The sequence below is a fragment of the Dactylosporangium sp. CA-139114 genome (assembly GCF_050955725.1).
GTDB lineage: Bacteria > Actinomycetota > Actinomycetes > Mycobacteriales > Micromonosporaceae > Dactylosporangium.
This window is the reverse complement of record NZ_CP192080.1, coordinates 6680444-6699636: the sequence shown is the minus strand read 5'-3', so window position 1 is coordinate 6699636 and position 19193 is coordinate 6680444. Positions and strand designations below refer to the sequence as shown.

The following is a 19193-nucleotide window of genomic DNA, read 5'->3' as shown; positions in this document are numbered from 1 at the left end:
AGGACGCGTGATCCGAGCCCTGCGCCGGGACTGGCAGCTGTACTCCCTCGCCGTCGTCCCGCTCGCGTTCTTCGTGGTCTTCCGGTACCTGCCCATGGCCGGCAACGTGATCGCCTTCCGCCGCTACAAGCCCGGCGGCGACCTCTTCGGCGAGCGGTGGGTGGGCCTGCACTACTTCGCGATGTTCTGGGACGACCCCACGTTCTGGCACGTCTTCACGAACACGCTCGTCATCGGCGCGCTGACCCTCGCGTTCACGTTCCCGCTGCCGATCGTGCTCGCGCTGCTGCTCAACGAGGTCCGCACCCGCTGGCTCAAGCGCCTGGTGCAGACCGTCTCCTACCTGCCGCACTTCATGTCCATCGTGGTCGTGGCCGGCCTGGTCTTCCAGCTGCTGGCGCTCAACGGCGCGGTGAACGCGGGCATCCGGGCGCTCGGCGGGTCCCCGATCGCGTTCCTGCAGGAGCCGGGCTGGTTCCGCGGCATCTACGTCTCCTCGGAGATCTGGCAGACGGTCGGCTGGGGCACGATCCTGTACCTCGCCGCGCTCACGACCATCGACCAGGAGCTGTACGAGGCCGCCCGCATCGACGGCGCGGGCCGGTGGCGCCAGACCTGGCACGTCACCCTGCCCGGCATCCGGCCCACGATGATGACGCTGCTCATCCTCAACGTGGGCACGTTCATGGCGGTCGGGTTCGAGAAGATCCTGCTGCTGTACAACCCGCTGACGTTCCCGACCGCCGACGTCGTCTCCACGTACCTGTACCGCGTCGGCGTCGTCTCGGGCAGCTTCAGCTACGCCGCGGCCATCGGGCTCTTCGAGTCCGTCATCGGGCTGGCCCTGGTGCTCACGACCAACCTCATCTCCCGGCGCACGGTCGGGACGAGCCTGTGGTGAGCCGGCGCGTCTTCGGGGTCGTCAACGCGATCGTGCTCACGGCGGTCGTGGTGCTCACGCTGTACCCGTTCGTCAACGTCGTCGCCCGCTCCTTCAGCGGCGAGCAGTACATCCAGGCCGGCCAGGTCAACCTGTGGCCCCGCGGGTTCAACACGACGACCTACCGGCGCGTCCTCGGCGACCCGGTGTTCTGGACCGGCTACGGCAACACCGTGCTCTACACCGTCGTGGCCACCGCGATCTCGATGGTGCTGACCACCACCTACGCGTACGTGCTGTCGAAGCGGCACCTCAAGGGCCGCCCGGTGCTCATCGGCGTCGCGGTCTTCACGATGTTCTTCAACGGCGGGCTCATCCCCAACTACGTGCTGGTCAGCTCGCTCGGCCTGCGCAACTCCCTGTGGGCGATCGTGCTGCCCAACGCCATCAGCGTGTTCAACCTGCTGGTGATGAAGGCGTTCTTCGAGAGCATGCCGGCCGAGCTGGAGGAGGCCGGCGCCGTCGACGGGCTCGGCACCTACGGCACCCTGTGGCACATCGTGCTGCCGCTGTCCAAGGCCGTGGTCGCCACGATGACGCTGTTCTACGCGGTGTCGTTCTGGAACTCGTGGTTCTCGGCGTTTCTGTACCTCGACGACGCCGACCTGTTCCCCGTCACGATCTACCTGCGCAACCTCATCGCCGGGGCGACCGGCGGCACGGACATCAGCGCGCCCAGCGAGATGACGCTGCAGATCGCGGCCAACATCCAGGCCGTGACGATCGTCCTCACCGCGCTGCCGATCGTCATGGTCTACCCGTTCATCCAGCGCTACTTCGTCACCGGGGTCACCCTCGGCGCGGTCAAGGGCTGACGCGCCGCCCCGTTCGAGAAGGACCGAGGAGTCCACATGAAGGTTTCCAGACGGGCCGTGCTCGGTGCCGCCGGTGCCGCCGCGTTCGCCACCCTCGCCGGCTGCTCGGGCGACGACGGCGACGACACCGGCGACGGCAAGGCCCAGGACTACAGCGCCAACCGCGAGGGGGCGATGGACGGCTACACGACCGGCACCCAGTTCACCGCGAAGTCCCCGCTGACCTTCTCCATCATGATGCTCAGCAACGCCGCCTACCCGTACAAGGAGAACTGGACGTTCTTCCAGGAGCTCACCAAGCGCACCGGGGTGACGCTGCAGTCGACGGTCGTGCCGGGCAGCGACTACAACCAGAAGCGCAGCGTCGTGGTCGCCTCCGGGGACGCGCCCATGATCATTCCGAAGACGTACCACCCGGACGAGGAGGCGTACATCGCCAGCGGGGCGATCCTGCCCGTCAGCGACCACCTCGACCTGATGCCGAACTTCAAGGAGCAGGTCGCGAAGTGGAAGCTGGAGCCGGACCTCGACGGCTTCCGGCAGGAGGACGGCAAGTTCTACCTGCTGCCCGGCCTGCACGAGGACGCCTGGCAAGACTACTCGCTGGCCATCCGCACCGACATCCTGCAGCAGCTCGGCCTGCAGATCCCCAAGACGTGGGACGACCTGCACGCCGTGCTCAAGGCCATGAAACAGGCCTACCCGGACACCTACCCGCTGTCGGACCGCTGGAGCACCCCGCCCCAGCCCGGCGGCAACAACCTGCTGAACCTCGTCGGCATGTCCTACGGGGCCCTGGCCGGCTGGGGCTTCCAGCACACCACCTGGGACGACGGGGCCAAGAAGTTCGTGTACTCGGGCGCCACCGAGCAGTACAAGGCGATGATCCAGTATCTGAACACCCTGGTGGCGGAGAAGCTCGTCGACCCGGAGAGCTTCACCCAGCCCGACGACCAGGCCAAGCAGAAGTTCGCCAGCGGCAAGTCGTTCGTGATGAGCTGCAACGCGCAGACGCTCGTCAACGAGATCCGGCCCAGCATCAAGAACATCCCCGGCGCCACGGTGCTGAAGATCCCGGTGCCGACCGGCCCGATGGGCGAGACCATCTACGTGTCCCGGCTCGAGTGCGGCGTGATGCTGTCGGCCAAGGTCCGGCAGAGCAAGAACTTCGTCGCGCTCATGCAGTTCCTGGACTGGCTGTTCTACTCCCCGCAGGGCAAGATGTTCGCCAAGTGGGGCATCGAGGGCACCACCTACACCGGCAGCGTCGAGGACGGCACGTTCAAGCTCGCGCCCGACGTGAACTGGGGCGGGCTCAACCCCGCCGGCACCAAGAACCTCCAGGTGGAGTACGGCTTTTCCAACGGCGTCTTCGCCTACGGCGGCTCCACGAAGCTGCTCAACTCGCAGTTCCCCAAGGAGGAGCTGGCCTTCCAGGAGGTCATGAACAAGCGCACCAACCGGCCCCAGCCGCCCCCGCGGCCGCTCAACGCCGAGGAGCGCGAGCAGGCCACGCTGTGGGAGACCGCGCTGAAGGACACCGTCTACCAGCAGACCCTCAAGTTCATCCTCGGCACCCGGCCGCTGTCGGAGTGGAGCGCCTACGTCAGCGAGCTCAAGGGCAAGAACATGGACAAGTACGTCGAGCTGGTCAACGGCGCCTACCAGCGCTACAAGAAGGCGCACGGCTGAGTGACCGCCCCGATGCACGTGCCGGACCGGCCCTCGGGCCGCCTCACCGACGCCTGGCGCCACTGTGTCGGCGCCGGGCGGTTCGAGCTGGCGCTGCGCCGCGACTACCAGGACTCCCTCGCGCTCGTGCAACGGGAGATCGGGTTCCGGCACATCCGCCAGCACGGCCTGCTCAGCGACGGCGTTGGCATCCACCGCCCCTACGAGTTCGCCGGCTCGCGGCGCGTCGCGCACACCTACACCTACGTCGACCAGATCGTCGACGCCTACCTGGCGCTGGGGGTGCGCCCGTTCGTCGAGCTCGGCTTCACCCCCGCCGCCCTGGCCTCGGGCGGCCAGACGGTGTTCTGGTGGCAGGGCAACGTGACGCCGCCGGAGTCGCCGAAGGAGTGGACGGCGCTCGTGCGCGCCACGGTGGCGCACCTCGTCGACCGCTACGGCCTCGACGAGGTGCGCGGCTGGCCGATCGAGGTGTGGAACGAGCCGGACCTGAGCGTCTTCTGGCCCGGCGCCGACCAGGACGCCTACCACCGCCTCTACGAGATGACCGCGCACGCGGTGAAGGAGGTCGACGCGTCGCTGCAGGTCGGCGGCCCGGCCCTGTCGCCGGGGGCCGACGGGGACTGGCTGGCCCGCTTCGCCGGCTTCGTCGCCGACCGTTCGGTGCCGATCGACTTCGTGAGCCGGCACGCCTACACGTCCGGGCCCGCGCAGCCGGTGCCGTTCGGGTCGTACCAGACCCTGCAACCGGCCGCGGCGCTGCTGGAGCAGTTCGCGGCGCCGCGCCGCACCCTCGCCGGCACCGCGCTGGCCGGGCTGCCGGTGCACATCACCGAGTTCAGCTCCTCCTACCGCCCGGACAACCCGATCCACGACACCGCGTTCCACGCCGCCTACCTCGCGCCCGTGGTGGCCGCGGCCGGCGATCTCGTGGACTCGTTCTCGTACTGGACGTTCTGCGACATGTTCGAGGAGGCCGGCGTGCCGGCGACCGTGTTCCACGGCGGATTCGGGCTGCTGACCCACCGCCAGATCAAGAAGCCGACCTTCCACCTGTACGCCTTCCTCGCCCGCATGGGCCCCGACGTGCTCGCCCGCGGCGAGGACCACCTCGTCACCCGGGACGCGGCCGGGCACGTCACCGTGCTCGCGTGGGCCCCCGCCGACCACACCGGACGGTCCACCGTGGACGGCCACCGGGTGCGGCTGTCCGTGCCCGTCGGGCGGGCCGGGCACGCGTTCGCCGCCCGGTCCTCGGCCGGCGAGGACGCCGGCAACGCCCGGGCCGCCTGGGCCGCGATGGGCCGCCCGGCCTCGCCGAAGCCGCGCCAGCTCGACGCGCTGCGCGAGGCCGCCGAGCCGGTGCGCACCCACCGCCGCGTGCCGGTGCACGACGGCCGGGCCGAGCTCGACCTGACCCTCGGCCGCCACGAGGTGACCCTGGTCGAGGTGAGCCCGGTGACCGACGAGACGCCGCCCTGGTTCGACGACGACCGGTTGTTCGGATGAGCACCCTCTCGCGCGGCGCCGCCCTGATCTACACGCTGCTCGTCGTCGAGCTGCTGTTCCTGCTCGCGGCCGCGCCCGGGCTGGGGCTGCTGCTCCTGCTGGATCGTTGCGCGAGCAACGTGCCGCTGTTCGCCCTGTGCGCCGTGCCCCTGGCCCCGGCGGCGTCCGCCGCCGTGTACGCGTTGCGGCGCCGCCGGTCCGACCTCGCCGACCTGCGTCCGTCGCGGGATTTCCTGCGCGGCTACCGGCTCAACGTCGTCGCGGTCGTGAAGCTGTGGGTCCCGGCCCTCACCGTGCTCTCGGTCCTCGCCGTGACGCTCACGAACCGCGGCGCCGCGGGCATCCCGGCCTGGTGGTCCACGCTCCTGCTGCTGCTGGCTGCGGTCGTGCTGCTGTGGAGCGCCAATGCGCTCGTCATCGCCTCGCTGTTCGTCTTCCGCACCGCCGACATCGCGAAGCTGGCCTGGTATTTCCTGGTGAGGCGGCCCGGTGTCGCGCTCGGCACCGCCGGGATTCTGCTGACCGCGGGCGCGATCACCGTGCTCGCCTCCGAGGCCGTCGCGCTGCTGCCCGCCTCGCTGCTCATCGCCGGGCTGGTGCTCGTGAGCCGGCCGATGTGCGCCGAGATCGAGGAGCGGTTCCTGCTATGAGCACCGGCATGAGCACCGGCACGAACGCGCGGATGGACGGCCTCCGGCGAAGGCTGGGCGGGTTCGCGTTCGGCGGGGACTACAACCCGGAGCAGTGGGACCCCGCCGTGTGGCGCGAGGACGTCGAGCTCATGCGCCGAGCCGGCGTCAACCTGGTCACCGTCGGCGTCTTCGCGTGGGCGTCGCTGGAGCCGGAGCCGGGCCGCTTCACCTTCGGCTGGCTCGACGAGGTGCTGGACCTGCTGCACGCCGGCGGCATCAGCGTCGACCTCGCCACCCCGACCATGGCCCCGCCCGTCTGGCTCTCCCACGGCCACCCCGAGGTGCTGCCGGTGATGGAGGACGGCGAGACCTTCGGCTTCGGCAACCGGCTGCACTTCGACCCGACCTCGCCCCGGTACCGCGAGCACGCCGTGCGCATCGCCGGCAAGCTCGCCGAGTGCTACTCGCACCATCCCGCGCTCGCGATGTGGCACGTGTGCAACGAGTACGGCCCGACGTCGTACGGCCCCTGCGCCGCCGAGGCGTTCCGGGCCTGGCTGCGGCGCCGCTACGGAAGCCTCGACGCGCTCAACGACGCCTGGTACACCCGGTTCTGGGGGCAGCGCTACACCGATTGGGAGCAGGTCGCCCCGCCCGAGATCCCGCGGTCGTGGTCGAACCCCGCGCGCCGCCTCGACTTCAAGCGCTTCACCTCCGACGCGCTGCTGGAGTGCTTCGTCGCCGAACGGGACGCGATCCGGCGGTACCGCGACGACCTGCCGATCCTCACGAACTTCATGCGGTTCTACCGCCACACGGACTCCTGGCGCTGGGCGCGGGAGGAGGACTGCGCCGCGCTCGACATCTACCCCGATCCCGGGCAGCCCGACGCGCACGTGTCGGCCGCGCTGCACTTCGACCTCATGCGGTCCCTGCGCGGGGAGCCCTGGCTGCTCATGGAGCAGGCCGCCTCCGGGGTGTCGCAGTGGCGGGTCAACAACGTCAAGCGCCCGGGGCGGATGCGGCTGGGGTCGTACCAGGCGATCGCCCACGGCTCCGACAGCGTCCTGTTCTTCCAGTGGCGGGCATCGCGGGGCGGGCACGAGCGGTTCCACTCGGCGATGCTGCCGCACTCCGGCACGGGATCGCGCACCTGGCAGGAGGTCTCGACGCTGGGCAACGAGCTGCCGCTGATCGCCGGGGTCGCCGGCCGCTCGTCCTCGGCGTCCGTGGCGCTGCTGTTCGACTGGGAGGCCTGGTGGGGCCTCGAGGACACCTACGGCCTGCCCCGCAACGACTTCGACTACGCGCGGATCGCGGTGGAGCACTACCGGCCGCTGCTCGAGGCGCACTACGCCGTCGACCTCGTCGCGTTCGGCTCGGCGCTCGATCGCTACCGGGTGCTCGTCATACCCAACGCCTATCTTGTCCCCGACGGGTTCGCCGAGCGCGTCGAGGATTTCGTGGCGGCCGGCGGGAACGTCGTGATCTCCTTGTTCTCCGGTGTCGTCGACCGGGACAACCAGGTGCGGCAGCCCGCCTATCCGGGTGCGTTCCGGCGGCTCATCGGGGCCCGCATAGACGAGTACTGGCCGGCCCGGGAGGGGGAGTCGTTCGAGGTCGAGTTCGCGGACGGGACCACCGCGACCGCCGACTGGTGGCAGGAGAGCCTGCACCCGGAGACGGCCACGGTGCTGGGGCACTACACGACCGGTGAGCTGGCCGGGCGTCCGGCGCTGCTGCGCAACGACATCGGCGCGGGGCGGGTCGTCTACATCGGCACCCGGCTGCCGGCGGACGCGCTGCGGGACACGGTGCTCAGCGCGGTGCGGGCGGCGGGGGTCGCGCCGACCGTCGAGGGCGCACCGCCGCACGTGGAGGCGACCCGGCGCGAGCGGTTCCTGTTCCTGCTCAACCACTCCGGCACCCGCACCACGACGGTCGCCCTGCCGGGCCCGGGCGTGGACCGGCTGACGGGGTCCACAGTGGACGACGCCGTCGTGCTGGCGCCGCTCGCCGTGGCCGTGGTGGAGCTGTCGTGACGGCGGTGCACCCGGCCTGGCTGCCGCGAGACGTCGACGACAGCATCGTGCTGACCCGCGACCCGGACTGCGGGCTGGGGGAGGAGGGCTACACGATCGCGCGGGCCGGCGGGGTCACGACCGTCGTCGCGGCCGGCGAGCCCGGGCTCATGTACGGGGCGTTTCACGCGCTGCGGCTGCGCGGGGACTGCCCGGCCGCCACGCACCGGCCCGCCAAGGCCCGGCGGGTGATGCAGCACTGGGACAACGTGTTCGTGCACCCGGTGATGGGGCAGGTCGAGCGCGGGTACTCCGGCGGGTCCGTGTTCTGGGAGGACGGGGCGCTCACCGCCGACCTCGACCGGGTCTCGGACTACGCGCGGCTGCTGGCCTCCACCGGGATCAACCTGGTGTCGGTCAACAACGTCAACGTGCATGCGGGGGAGGCGCGGCTGCTCACCGACCGGCTCGGCGAGGTGGCGGCGCTGGCGGCGCGCTTGCGGCAGTACCACATCCGGGTGCTGCTCTCCGTGTCGTTCGCCTCGCCGGTCACGCTCGGCGGGCTCGGCACCGCCGACCCGTGCGACCCCGCGGTGCGGGCGTGGTGGGCGGGGGCGGCCCGGCGGGTGTACGCCGTCATCCCGGACTTCGGCGGGTTCGTCGTCAAGGCCGACTCGGAGGGGCAGCCGGGGCCGTTCGCCTACGGGCGCACGCACGCCGACGGGGCCAACGCGCTCGCGGCCGCGCTGGCGCCGTTCGGCGGGGACGTGTACTGGCGGGCGTTCGTCTACAACCACCGGCAGGACTGGCGGGATCGGACCACGGACCGGGCCCGGGCCGCGTTCGACCACTTCGGCCCGCTCGACGGGCAGTTCGCCGACAACGTCATCCTGCAGGTCAAGCACGGGCCGATCGACTTCCAGACCCGCGAGCCCGTCTCGCCCGTGCTGCTCGGGATGGCCGCGACCCGGCTGGCGGTCGAGTTCCAGGCGACCCAGGAGTACACGGGGCAGCAGCGGCACGTCTGCTACCTGCCGCCGATGTGGTCGCCGGTGCTGTCCGCCGTGGCGGATCGCGTCGATGCCGTGGTCACCGTGTCCAACGTCGGCGAGGACCCGTACTGGACCGGGCACCCGCTCGCCCAGGCGAACCTGTACGCGGCCGGGCGGCTCGCGTGGGACCCCGCGCTGGACCCGATCGCGCTGCTGGACGAGTGGATCCGGCTCACCTTCCCGGCCGCGGCGGCCGACGTGCTGCACGCGATCATGGACTCGTCGTGGGCCGTGTACGAGTCGTACACGGCGCCGCTCGGGGTCGGGTTCATGGTCAAGCCGGGGCATCACTACGGGCCGGACGTCGACGGGTACGAGTACAGCCCGTGGGGCACCTACCACTTCGCCGACCGGGACGGGGTCGGCGTCGATCGAAGCGTCGCGACCGGGACCGGGTTCAGCGGGCAGTATCCGCCGCCGTGGTCCGCGCGCTACGAGTCGCTCGAGACGTGCCCGGACGAGCTGCTGCTGTTCTTCCACCACGTGCCGTACGGCCATGTGCTGCACTCCGGCGTCACCGTGATCCAGCACATCTACGACACCCACTTCGCCGGCGCGGCGGCCGTGACCGAGATGCGCCGGCGGTGGGCGTCGCTGCCGCCCGCGCTCGTCGGGGAGGACCTGCACGCGCGGGTCGGGGAGCTGCTGGCCGAGCAGGAGCGCTCGGCCGTCGAGTGGCGGGATCGGATCAATACGTACTTCTTCCGCAAGTCAGGCGTCGCGGACGCGCTCGGCCGCCGCCTGTACTGACGCCTCGGTCACCGCCGCTCGTCGAGCACCGGCCCGGTCCGGCCCGCGAGCCGGGTGTGCAGCCGGTTCTCAGGCCGGCTGCGTGGGCCGGTTCGCGGCTCGTCGCAGCCGCAGGGCGGAGACGAGGAAGAAGATCCCGCCGACGGTCGCGTAGCCGGCCACGTTGGTCAGCGCCGGGTCGTCGGCGCCGGCCGCCAGGACGAACGACGTCCCGGCGAGGACGGAGAGGCCGCCGCTGAGGATCATCGCCCACTGGCCGCCCATCGCGCGCCGGCCGAGCGCCACGAACAGCTGGACGAGGCCGGCGACGATCGCCCACGCGCCCCAGACCCGCAGGACGGCCGGGATGCCGGACGCGCAGGCGACGGCGAGGCCGATCGCCGCGAGCGTGCTGATGGCGATGTTGGCGTAGAGGAGCCGGGTTTTCCGCGCCCCGGCCCCGCGGGCGTCGACGATCGCGGCCGCCACGTCGAACGCGGGGTAGAGCACGAGCAGCGCGACGGTCGCCGGCCCGAGCCGGTCCGCCCCGGTGACGAGCACGAGGGCGGCCCAGACGATGGCGAATCCGAAGCGGGTGAAGTAGAGCTGGCGCAGCGTCACCGGCGTCTCCTGGTTCATCGAGGGGTAGAACGTTCTGTCTCCCTAAATCTGACGGCCGGAGGCACGGTTGTCAAGACCGAACGTTCTATCTAGTACGATGGGCGCATGAGTCGCAGCGAGGCCGGGGCCCGGCCGTCCGAGGCGCGCTCGCGGCTGCTCGGCACCGCGAGCCGGATCTTCTACGCCGAGGGCATCCACGCCGTCGGCATCGACCGGATCATCGCCGAGGCGCAGGTGACGCGGGCGACGCTGTATCGGCACTTCCCGGGCAAGGACGACCTGATCCTGGCGTACCTGCACGCGGCCGACCGGGCGATCCGCGACCAGACCGAGCAGGCCCTCGCGGACGGGCGGCCCGCGGACGAGGCCGTGCGGGCGATCAGCCGGGCGATCGCGGACGGCATCAACGGCACGGGGTTCCGGGGCTGCGCCTTCCTGAACGCCGTGGCCGAATACCCGGACCCCGCCCACCCCGTGCACCGCGCGGTCCTCGAGCACCGGCAGTGGTTCCTGGACACGATCACGGCCCTGCTGGCCCAGCTCGGCTTCGAACCCCCGGAGCCCGCCGCGCGGCACTACGTGATGCTGCGCGACGGCGCGATGGCGTCGGGCTGCCTGTTCGACCCGGCCCTGATCGGCGACACGTTCCTGTCCGGCGTCGAGGCGCTGCTGTCGACCCGCTGAGGCCGCCGACGACCGGCTCCGGCTGGGTAGGGTTCGTCGGTGTGGACGCTCGTAGCCGGCGGGCCGCTCGCCCGGTGCGGCGGGTCGAACGCGATCCGGCCGCCGAATGGGACGCGCACGCGTGGTGGGCCCGCATTCCCGCGGTCCGTCAGGTGCTGGACGCGGGTCTCGACCTGCCGCCCGGCGTGACCTTCCTCGTCGGGGAGAACGGCTCCGGGAAGTCGACGCTGGTCGAGGCGCTCGCCCAGGCGTACGGCCTGAACGCCGAGGGTGGCTCGCGAAGCGCGATGCACCGCACCCGGGACACCGAGTCGCCGCTCGGCGACGTGCTGCGGCTCGTTCGCGGCGCGGGCGGGCGGGGCGACGCGTACTTCCTGCGCGCGGAGACAACCCACGGCCTGTACACCTATCTGGAGGGGCTGCCCGATTCGCCCGACCGGGACCTGCACGAGCGCAGCCACGGCGAAGGGTTCCTGGCGCTGCTGGAGCGCCGGTTCGCGCGGCCGGGCTTCTACCTGCTCGACGAGCCGGAGGCCGCGCTGTCGTTCACCTCGACCCTCGGGCTCATGGCGCGCCTGTCCTCGCTGGCCGAGGCCGGGGCGCAGATCGTGGTGGCCACGCACTCGCCGGTGCTCACCGCGCTGCCCGGGGCCACCGTGCTCGAGCTCGGTGAGCACGGCATCCGGGCCACGGCGTGGTCCGGGCTCGCCGTGGTGGAGCACTTCCGGGCCTTCCTCGGCGAGCCGGACCGGTATCTGCGCCACCTGCTCGACTAGGACGGCCCGGCGCTCAGGCGGTCTTGCTCGACCAGACGGACTGCTTCGCCGCGGTGTAGAGCACCGCCGCCCCGGCGTCCTCGACCTGCAGCAGCACGGACGCCGGAAACCGGCGAAATCCGGCCATTTGCCGTATACCGTGACCAATATGCGGATGAACGGATTGACCTGGCCGGCCGCTGCCGCCACCTCCGTCGTGCTGCTGGCCGCCGGGTGCGGCTCGACGACGGAGGACGCCGGCACGACGACGCCGGCCACCACCGCCGCGGCGACCACGAAGGCGGCCAGCGCCACCGAGCAGCTGACCGCCGCGGCGGCGAAGACGAGCGCGGCGGCGTACACGTACAAGGCGGCGGACCCGAGCGTCGAGGGCTCCATCGAGGGCGCGATCGACCCGGCCGCGGCCACCGCCACCGGCAAGCTCTCCGTCGGCCTCGACGCGAGCACCAAGATCTCCGTCGAGACCCTGCTCGTCGCGGGCGGGTACTACGTGAAGATCGGCGGGCTGCCGATCCCGGGCATCGACGGGTCGAAGTGGTTCAAGTACGACCCGGCGAAGGTCTCCGCGGACAACGCGCTCGGCCTCGGCGACGCCAAGGACCCGGTCCAGCTCTCCGCGATGCCCGCGAGCATCGCCGGCGCCCAGAGCACCGACGGCAAATCGTTCACCGGCACGCTCGACCTCACGAAGAAGGCCTGGGGCCCGTTCAACGACCCCGAGCTGATCACGGGCCTCGGCGACAAGGCGAAGGCGGTGCCGTTCACCGCGACCGTCGACGCCGAGGGGCACCTCGCGGCGCTGAAGGTCAGCCTGCCCGCGTACGCGGACACGCCGGCGTCCGACACCGAGGTGACGTTCGCGGGCTTCGGCCAGCCGGTCACCGCGACCGCTCCGGCGGCGGCGGACGTCATGGAGGCACCGGCGGCGCTGTACGACGTGCTGAACAACAAGTAGCTACGGCGCGGCGCGGCGGTCGCGGCGGATCAGGGGCAGGGCCGGCAGCATCAGCGCGGCGGTGAGCAGGAACGTCGCCGGGTAGCCGGCCGCGCCCACGATCAGCCCGGCGGCCATCGCGCCCGCGGCCATGCCGAGGTCGTACGCGCTGTTCCAGATCGCGCTCACGGTGTCCTCGCCGCCGGCGGGCACCCGGTTGAACATCAGCGTCAGGGTCGCGTTCTGCAGCACGCCGAAGCCGGCGCCGAGCAGCAGGGAGCCCGTGACCATCGCGGCCGGGCTGCTCGTCAGGGCGAGCGCGGCGGTGCCGGCGGCGGCCGGCAGGATGCCCGGCGTGAGCAGGCGGGCCGGGCCGTGGCGGTCGCCGAGGCGCCCGGCGAGCCAGCGCGCGACGGTCGCGGCGGCCGGCTGGGCGAGCAGTGCCGCCGGGGCCACCCACGCCGGGAGCCCGGCCGCGGCGAGCGGCAGGTACGTCACGATCACGCCCACGGCGGTCGTCGACGCCGCGAAGATGAGCGCCGGGCGGGTCAGCGCCGGGCTGCGCAGGCCCGCGAGCACGCCGCGCTGCCCCTCGGCCGCCGGGGTGCGAGCCGGCAGGCCCGGCACGGACAGCAGCGCGAGCAGCGTGGCCGCCGCGGTCGCGACGAACACCGGGCCGAAGCCCCACCGGTGCGCCGCCCACACGCCCAGCGGCAGCGCGACCAGGCTCGTCACGCCGCTCACCACACCGATGAGCGCCAGGCCCTCGCCGCGGCGCCCGGCGGGGATCAGGGTGGCGGTGAGGGCGCCGCCGGCGACGGTACAGACGGCAAACCCGGCGCCCCGCACGAGGCTCACGGTGATGATCGCCGGCGGCGAGGACTCGAACGCGAGCACCACCGTCGGGGCGCCCAGCAGCAACAGCCCCAGCCCCAGCGACCAGCGGTAGCCGATCCGGGCCACCAGCCGCGGCGTCACCAGCTCGACCACCACCGTGGCCACGAGCAGGGCCACGGTCGCGAGGCCCGCGCCGGCGGAGGAGTCCGCCAGCATCGGTACCACGGACAGCGGCAGGTAGAACCCGATGGCCGACCCGGCGATGGAGACCAGGCGCAGCAGCACGGGACGGGTCACGAGGCGCGGGCGAGGGAGCGTCTGAAGGGCCATGCACAGGACGCTATGCGCCGACCGGCACACTGATAAGGTCCGGTTCCATGCCTGTGGAGTGGGCCGGTTTGGGCCCGGAGCTGCTGGTGACGATCGACCGGAGCAGCGGCACCGGCCTGCGCACCCAGCTGGAGGAGGCCCTGCGCGCCGCGATCCGCACCGGCCGGCTGGCCGGCAACGACAAGCTCCCGTCGTCCCGCGAGCTGGCGCAGCTCACCGGCCTGTCCCGCGGCCTGGTGCAGGACTGCTACGCGCAGCTGCAGGCCGAGGGGTACCTGACCAGCCGCCCCGGCTCCGCGACGCGCGTCGCTCCCGGCGCGGCCACCCGCCCCGGACCCCCGCCGCGGCGGCCGTCGGCACCGGCGCCGCCGTCGGTCGCGGATTTCCGCACCGGCGTGCCCGACCTGGGCCTCGTCCCGCGCGAGGACTGGGCCTGGGCGGTCCGCGAGGCCTGCCGCACGATGCCGGACGCCGCGTTCGACTACGGCGACCCATCCGGTCAGCGCCGCCTGCGCGAGGTCCTGGCCGCCTACCTGACTCGCGTCCGCGCGACGGCCACGACCCCCGGCCACGTGATCGTCTGCGCCGGCATGGCCCAGGCCCTGTCGCTGATCCTGCCGGTGCTGCGGGCGGACGGGGTGCACACCCTGGCGGTGGAGGACCCCGGCCCGGGCTCGTCGACGGCGCAGCAGGCATCGGCCGCCGGCCTGCGGGTGCGGCCCGTGCCCGTGGACGAGCACGGCCTGCGGCCCGGGGCGCTGGGCGACGCGCGCGCGGTGCTCGTCACCCCGGCCCACCAGTGGCCGACGGGCGTGGTGCTCTCGGGTCCCCGGCGGCAGGAGCTCATCGCCTGGGCCCGCGAGCGCGACGGCATCATCATCGAGGACGACTACGACGCCGAGTTCCGCTACGACCGCGACCCCGTCGGCTCGCTGCAGGGCCTGGCGCCGGACCGGGTCATCTCCCTCGGCACCGTGAGCAAGTCCCTGGCCCCGGCCATCCGTCTCGGCTGGATCGTCGCGCCGGAGCGCTGGCTGCCCGCGATCGCCCACGCCAAGCACCTGGCCGACCGCGGAAGCCCGGGGATCGACCAGCTGGCGCTGGCGGCGCTGCTGGAGTCGGGCCGCTACGACCGGCATCTGCGCCGGGTGCGCGCCGAATACGCCGCGCGCCGCGAGACGCTCGTGCGAGCCCTGGCGCGGCACGCCCCGCGGCTGCCGGTGACCGGCCTGGCGGCGGGCTTCCACGCCGTGCTGACCCTGCCGGACGGCACGGACGAGGCGCGGCTGATCCAGCGCGCCCGCGCCCGCGGCGTCGGCCTGTACGGGATGTCCGGGATGTACCGCGGGACGGGCGCATCGAGCCCGCGCCTGGTCCTCGGGTTCGGCGACACGGGCCGGCGGGCGATCGAGGCGGGCATCGAGGCGGTCGCCGATCTGCTCGACGCCCCGTAGCGAGCGCCGCTCACGTGACGAAGAGGATCACCGCCACCGTCGTGGCGAAGACGACGATGATCCAGCGCAGCACCTCGCCCGGGAGGCGGCGGGCCACGCGCGCGCCCAGGTAGCCGCCGGCGATCGTGGCCGGGGCCAGGATCGCCACCACGGCCCAGTTCACCGGGCCGAAGACGCTGTAGAGCAGCACCGTGGTCACGCCGACGACGGCCGAGAACACGTTCTTGAGGGCGTTGAGGCGGCGGAGGGGCTCGGGCAGTACCAAGGCCAGAAACGCGATGAGCAGGACGCCCATGGCGGCGTTGAAGTAGCCGCCGTAGAGGCCGCAGCCGAAGACCGACAGCTGGGTCTGCACCGCGGCCCGCCGTGGCGAGATGTCGTGCGGGTGGCCGGCCAGGGCTCGCAGCCGGTTCTGGAAGGCCATCATCGCCGCGGCGCCCAGCAGCAGGAACGGCACGACGACGTCGAAGACCTCGTGCGGGGTGAACAGCAGCAGGGCGCTGCCGCACAGGGTGCCCGCGACGATCGTCGGCAGGATGGCGCGGATGCGGCGCGCCTGGCCCTCGAGCTCCGGGCGGCTGCCGACCGCGCTGGCGGCGTAGCCGGGCGCCACCGAGAGCGCGTTGGTGACGTTCGCGGCCACGCCGGGCAGGCCCAGGCCCACGAGCAGCGGGAAGGTGATCAGGGAGCCGCCGCCCGCGATCGCGTTGACGGTGCCGGCCAGGAGGCCGCCGCCGAGCAGGAGCAGGGCCTCACCGGGGTTCACACGATCATCATGCCGGATCCGGGGGCGGGCGGCCCGCCCCCGGATCCGCGTCAGGCCCGGCTGATGGCGTCCAGCACGTCCAGCCGGGCGGCCCGGCGCGCGGGCAGCAGGCCGGCGACGAGCCCGGCCACGGTCGCGACCGCCACGATCAGCGCGAGCCGCCCGAACGGCACCTCCACCGCGAGCGGGGTGCTCGAGCCGAGGGCGGTCACCGCGCCGGCCCCGAAGCCGAGCCCGAGGGCCACGCCGATGACCACCGCCAGCACGGCTACGAGCACCGCCTCGCCCCGCACCATCCAGCGCAGCTGCGTCCGGCTCATGCCGATGGCCCGTAGCAGGCCGATCTCGCGGGTCCGCTCGACGATCGACAGGGCAAGGGTGTTCGTGATACCCAGCAGCGCGATGGCCACGGTGAACAGCAGCAAAGCCGTGGTCACGCCGAGGATCTCGTCGACGCCGCGGGTCCGGCCGGCCACCGCCTCGGCCTGGTCGCGCAGCTGGGCGGTGGGCGTGCCGGCCAGCGCCGCCTCGATCGCGCGCCGGGCGGCGGCCGGGTCCGCCCCGTCGGCGAGCCGGACGAAGACGCTCGCGTCGACGTCCTCGGCGTACAGGCGGGCGTAGGTGTCCAGGCCGATGATGTAGTCGGTCGACAGCGCCTGCGCGTCCGCGTCCCGCAGCAGCCCGGCGACCGGCAGGCGCTGCTCGCCGGTGCGCGCGAACGTCATCGGCAGCGTGTCGCCGACGGTGAGGCCGCGCCCGCGGGCGACCCGCTCGGCCAGGATGACGCCGCCGCCGGCCAGCGCGTCGAGCCGGCCCGCGACCAGGTGCAGGGACGTGACCCGGGGCAGGGTCGCGGGGTCGACCGCGGTCAGGGCGCTGGTCATGGTGCCGTCCTTCCAGTGGCCGTACCGCAGCCGCGACGCCACCGCGACCTCGTCCAGCGCCGCGACATGGTGCTGCACGTCCGGCGGCAGACCGCCGAGCATCTCGTTGCGACTGCTCTCGATGACGTAGTCGGCGGTGATGGTCTCCCCGTAGGACTGGCGGATCGCGGACCGGACCGACGTGCCGACAACGGCCACGAAGCCGATCAGCGTCAGGCCGAGGGCCAGGGCCATCGCGGTCGCGGCGGTGCGCCGGGGCGCGCGGGCGGCGCTCTGCCGGGCGAGGCGGCCCGGCACGCCGGCGAGGTCCAGCGGCCGTCCGGTGACCCGGGCCAGGACGGGGGCGATCGCCGGGCCGAGCAGCGTCAGGCCGCCGACGGTGACGAGCGCCCCGGCGCCGAGCAGGCCGAGCGACCCGCGCCCGGCCAGGACCACCCCGAGGGCCGCCGCGCCGGCGAGGGTGACGAGCGCCCCGCCCAGCGCGCGGGCGCGGTTCGTCGCCGGGCCGGTCCGGGCCTCGAGCATGGCCTCGCGCATGGCCTCGACGGGCGCGATCCGTGCGGCCCGGCGGGCGGGCGCGACGGCGGCGGCGACGGTGATCACGACGCCGATGACGGCCGCGGCGGCCACGGTGCGGGGGAGCAGGACGAGGTCGCCGTCCGGCAGGGGTACGCCCACCCGTCCCGCGAGCGCGCGCAGCCCGGCCGCGGCGGCGACGCCGAGCCCGATGCCCGCGGCCGAGGCGGCGGCGCCGATGAGCGCGGCCTCGCCGAGCACCGAGGCGAGCAGCTGACGCCCGGTGGCCCCCGCGGCCCGCAGCACCGCCAGCTCGCGGGTGCGCTGGCCGACGACGACGGCGAACGTGTTGGCGATGAGGAACCCGCCGACGAGCAGGGCGGCGCCAGCCAGCGCGAGGAGCATCGCGCGCAGGTACCCGACCTGGCCCTTGGCCGCCGCCGCGCTCGCTGCGGCCACGTCCTGGCCGGTGACGACCTCGGCGTCGGCGCCCAGCCGCTCCGCGAGGCGCTGGCGCACCTGCGCCACCGTCGCGCCCTCGGCAACGGCGACGGCGATCTCCGGCACGCCGTCGCCGAGCCCGAGCAGTCGCTGCGCGGCCGGCAGGGTGACCAGCGCGACCGTCGTGTCCGGCAGGCCGGGCCGGTCGCCGAACCAGGCGAGCCCCACGACCCGCAGCGCGGCGGTCGACGCGGCCTGCACGGTCACCGTGTCGCCGAGCGCGACGTGGTACTCGCGCGCGGTGGCCGCGTCGAGCACGACCTCGGCGGCGGTCAGCGGCGGGCGGCCGGTGCGCACGGCGAACGCGTTGAACGGCTCCGGCGTCCACGAGCGCAGCAGCGACGCCCCGGACGGCACGAGGGTGCGCCCGCCGGCGGTGAGCAGCGCCTGGCCCCGGGCGGCCGGCTGGGCGTCGGCGACGCCGGGCACCGCGCGGACGCGCTCGAGGGTCGCGGCCGGGAGCGGGTCGCGCTCGACCTCGACGCCCATCGCGTCGTCGAACGCGGTGGCGCGCCGGACGGTCAGGTCGGTGCCGGCGGCGGCGGTGCGGAACTGGGCGTCCAGCGCACGGCCGGACGTGTCGGTGAGCACGAGGGTGCCGGTGACGAACATGATGCCGAGGGCCACGGCGAGCAATGTGAGCGCGAGCCGGGCCGGGTGGGCGACGGCGTTGCGCAGGGTCACGCGCCACATCGCGGTCACCGCCCCGCCCGCGCCGGCGCGTCCAGGCGCGTCATGCGGCACAGGACCGCGTCGGCGGTCGGCTCGCCGAGCTCGTCCACCACCCGGCCGTCGGCGAGGAAGACGACCCGGTCCGCGTGGGCGGCGGCCCGCGGGTCGTGGGTCACCATGACGATCGTCTGGCCGAGGTCCCGCGCGGCGTGGCCCAGGAACGCCAGCAGGGCCTCGCCACTGCGGGAGTCGAGGTTGCCGGTGGGCTCGTCGGCGAAGACGATGTCGGGCCGGGCGATGAGGGCCCGGGCCACCGCGACCCGCTGCTGCTGGCCGCCGGAGAGCTCGGCCGGGCGGTGGTGCAGCCGGTCGGCGAGCCCGAGGGTGGCGACGAGCTCGTCGAACCAGGCCCGCTCGACCGGGCGGCCGGCCAGGGCGAGCGGCAGGCCGATGTTCTCCGCGGCGCTCAGGGCCGGGATCAGGTTGAATCCCTGGAACACGAAGCCAAGCCGTTCCCGGCGCAGCAGGGTGCGGCGGCGCTCGTCGAGCGCGGTCAGGTCGGTGCCGCCGAGCAGGACCCGGCCGGAGTCGACGGTGTCGAGGCCGGCGAGGGCGTGCATGAGCGTCGACTTGCCGGAGCCCGACGGGCCCATGACGGCCGTGAAGCTGCCGGCGGTGATCGCCACGCTGGCACCGTCGAGCGCCCGGACGGCGGTGTCGCCGCGGCCGTAGATCTTGACGAGGTTCTGGGCCTGTGCGGCCAGGTCTGGTTGCATGCCCGGCAGCGTGCGGCCCGGCGCTGTCCGGCCCCTGGCGCGGCGCGGACAG

General features: G+C 73.3%; 16 protein-coding genes. 11 read left to right on the top strand and 5 right to left on the bottom strand.

What is annotated here, in order from left to right:
* The first annotated feature begins 7 nt into the window (after positions 1 to 7).
* The 7 genes from ACQP2P_RS29685 to ACQP2P_RS29655 are packed head-to-tail and all read left to right on the top strand — an operon-like array spanning position 8 to position 9411.
* Positions 8 to 901, top strand: a complete 894-nt coding sequence (locus tag ACQP2P_RS29685) for an ABC transporter permease (RefSeq protein WP_433606305.1) — start codon at positions 8 to 10, stop codon at positions 899 to 901.
* On the top strand, positions 898 to 1755 hold the full coding sequence (locus ACQP2P_RS29680; protein ID WP_433606303.1) for a carbohydrate ABC transporter permease: 858 nt from the start codon (positions 898 to 900) through the stop codon (positions 1753 to 1755). Before ACQP2P_RS29685 ends, ACQP2P_RS29680 begins: the two co-directional genes overlap by 4 nt.
* A 36-nt stretch (positions 1756 to 1791) precedes the next feature.
* Positions 1792 to 3447: an ABC transporter substrate-binding protein gene (locus tag ACQP2P_RS29675; RefSeq protein ID WP_433606301.1), complete on the top strand. Its 1656-nt coding sequence runs from the start codon at positions 1792 to 1794 to the stop codon at positions 3445 to 3447.
* Positions 3448 to 4956, top strand: a complete 1509-nt coding sequence (locus tag ACQP2P_RS29670) for a GH39 family glycosyl hydrolase (RefSeq protein WP_433606299.1) — start codon at positions 3448 to 3450, stop codon at positions 4954 to 4956. It begins immediately after the preceding gene.
* Entirely contained in the window at positions 4953 to 5606 is a 654-nt protein-coding gene (locus tag ACQP2P_RS29665) for a hypothetical protein (protein WP_433606297.1), read from the top strand. The genes ACQP2P_RS29670 and ACQP2P_RS29665 overlap by 4 nt, the downstream gene beginning before the upstream one ends.
* Positions 5607 to 5614: 8 nt before the next feature.
* Positions 5615 to 7630: a beta-galactosidase gene (locus tag ACQP2P_RS29660; RefSeq protein WP_433606295.1), complete on the top strand. Its 2016-nt coding sequence runs from the start codon at positions 5615 to 5617 to the stop codon at positions 7628 to 7630.
* Entirely contained in the window at positions 7627 to 9411 is a 1785-nt protein-coding gene (locus ACQP2P_RS29655) for an alpha-glucuronidase (protein ID WP_433606293.1), read from the top strand. The genes ACQP2P_RS29660 and ACQP2P_RS29655 overlap by 4 nt, the downstream gene beginning before the upstream one ends.
* A gap of 69 nt (positions 9412 to 9480) precedes the next feature.
* Here ACQP2P_RS29655 and ACQP2P_RS29650 read toward each other — a convergent pair whose 3' ends face one another.
* Positions 9481 to 10029, bottom strand: a complete 549-nt coding sequence (locus tag ACQP2P_RS29650; RefSeq protein ID WP_433606291.1) for a hypothetical protein — start codon at positions 10027 to 10029, stop codon at positions 9481 to 9483.
* Positions 10030 to 10116: 87 nt separating this feature from the next.
* Between ACQP2P_RS29650 and ACQP2P_RS29645 the strand changes: the two genes are divergently transcribed.
* From ACQP2P_RS29645 to ACQP2P_RS29635, 3 genes are all read left to right on the top strand, one after another.
* Positions 10117 to 10695 carry a TetR/AcrR family transcriptional regulator gene (locus ACQP2P_RS29645; RefSeq protein ID WP_433606289.1) on the top strand — a complete coding sequence of 193 codons (579 nt, stop codon included), beginning with the start codon at positions 10117 to 10119 and terminating at the stop codon, positions 10693 to 10695.
* Between the two features lie 41 nt (positions 10696 to 10736).
* Complete coding sequence (locus ACQP2P_RS29640) at positions 10737 to 11471, top strand: AAA family ATPase (protein WP_433606287.1); 735 nt, start codon at positions 10737 to 10739, stop codon at positions 11469 to 11471.
* A 148-nt stretch (positions 11472 to 11619) separates the two neighbouring features.
* Entirely contained in the window at positions 11620 to 12426 is an 807-nt protein-coding gene (locus ACQP2P_RS29635) for a hypothetical protein (RefSeq protein WP_433606285.1), read from the top strand.
* On the opposite strand, the gene ACQP2P_RS29630 is transcribed toward ACQP2P_RS29635, so the two are convergent.
* Complete coding sequence (locus ACQP2P_RS29630; protein WP_433606283.1) at positions 12427 to 13572, bottom strand: MFS transporter; 1146 nt, start codon at positions 13570 to 13572, stop codon at positions 12427 to 12429. It abuts the gene before it with no gap.
* Between the two features lie 47 nt (positions 13573 to 13619).
* Here ACQP2P_RS29630 and ACQP2P_RS29625 point away from each other — a divergent pair, with 47 nt between their 5' ends.
* Positions 13620 to 15026, top strand: coding sequence for a PLP-dependent aminotransferase family protein (locus ACQP2P_RS29625; protein ID WP_433606281.1), 1407 nt, complete (start codon positions 13620 to 13622; stop codon positions 15024 to 15026).
* 10 nt (positions 15027 to 15036) lie between these two features.
* On the opposite strand, the gene ACQP2P_RS29620 is transcribed toward ACQP2P_RS29625, so the two are convergent.
* Genes ACQP2P_RS29620 through ACQP2P_RS29610 form a run of 3 tightly spaced genes read right to left on the bottom strand, consistent with a single transcriptional unit; the run spans position 15037 to position 19141 of the window.
* Positions 15037 to 15792, bottom strand: coding sequence for a sulfite exporter TauE/SafE family protein (locus ACQP2P_RS29620; protein ID WP_433606279.1), 756 nt, complete (start codon positions 15790 to 15792; stop codon positions 15037 to 15039).
* A gap of 50 nt (positions 15793 to 15842) precedes the next feature.
* A complete protein-coding gene (locus ACQP2P_RS29615) occupies positions 15843 to 18386 on the bottom strand; it encodes an FtsX-like permease family protein (protein WP_433606277.1) in 2544 nt (847 codons plus the stop codon).
* Between the two features lie 5 nt (positions 18387 to 18391).
* Entirely contained in the window at positions 18392 to 19141 is a 750-nt protein-coding gene (locus ACQP2P_RS29610) for an ABC transporter ATP-binding protein (RefSeq protein ID WP_433606275.1), read from the bottom strand.
* Positions 19142 to 19193 lie beyond the last annotated feature (52 nt).

Excerpts from the sequence above, each read along its gene's own strand:
- ACQP2P_RS29675 (WP_433606301.1), top strand. The coding sequence starts at position 1,792 with ATGAAGGTTTCCAGACGGGCCGTGCTCGGTGCCGCCGGTGCCGCCGCG.
- ACQP2P_RS29665 (WP_433606297.1), top strand. The coding sequence starts at position 4,953 with ATGAGCACCCTCTCGCGCGGCGCCGCCCTGATCTACACGCTGCTCGTC.
- ACQP2P_RS29660 (WP_433606295.1), top strand. The coding sequence starts at position 5,615 with ATGAGCACCGGCACGAACGCGCGGATGGACGGCCTCCGGCGAAGGCTG.
- ACQP2P_RS29650 (WP_433606291.1), bottom strand. The coding sequence starts at position 10,029 with ATGAACCAGGAGACGCCGGTGACGCTGCGCCAGCTCTACTTCACCCGC.
- ACQP2P_RS29645 (WP_433606289.1), top strand. The coding sequence starts at position 10,117 with ATGAGTCGCAGCGAGGCCGGGGCCCGGCCGTCCGAGGCGCGCTCGCGG.
- ACQP2P_RS29635 (WP_433606285.1), top strand. The coding sequence starts at position 11,620 with ATGCGGATGAACGGATTGACCTGGCCGGCCGCTGCCGCCACCTCCGTC.
- ACQP2P_RS29630 (WP_433606283.1), bottom strand. The coding sequence starts at position 13,572 with ATGGCCCTTCAGACGCTCCCTCGCCCGCGCCTCGTGACCCGTCCCGTG.
- ACQP2P_RS29625 (WP_433606281.1), top strand. The coding sequence starts at position 13,620 with ATGCCTGTGGAGTGGGCCGGTTTGGGCCCGGAGCTGCTGGTGACGATC.
- ACQP2P_RS29615 (WP_433606277.1), bottom strand. The coding sequence starts at position 18,386 with ATGTGGCGCGTGACCCTGCGCAACGCCGTCGCCCACCCGGCCCGGCTC.
- ACQP2P_RS29610 (WP_433606275.1), bottom strand. The coding sequence starts at position 19,141 with ATGCAACCAGACCTGGCCGCACAGGCCCAGAACCTCGTCAAGATCTAC.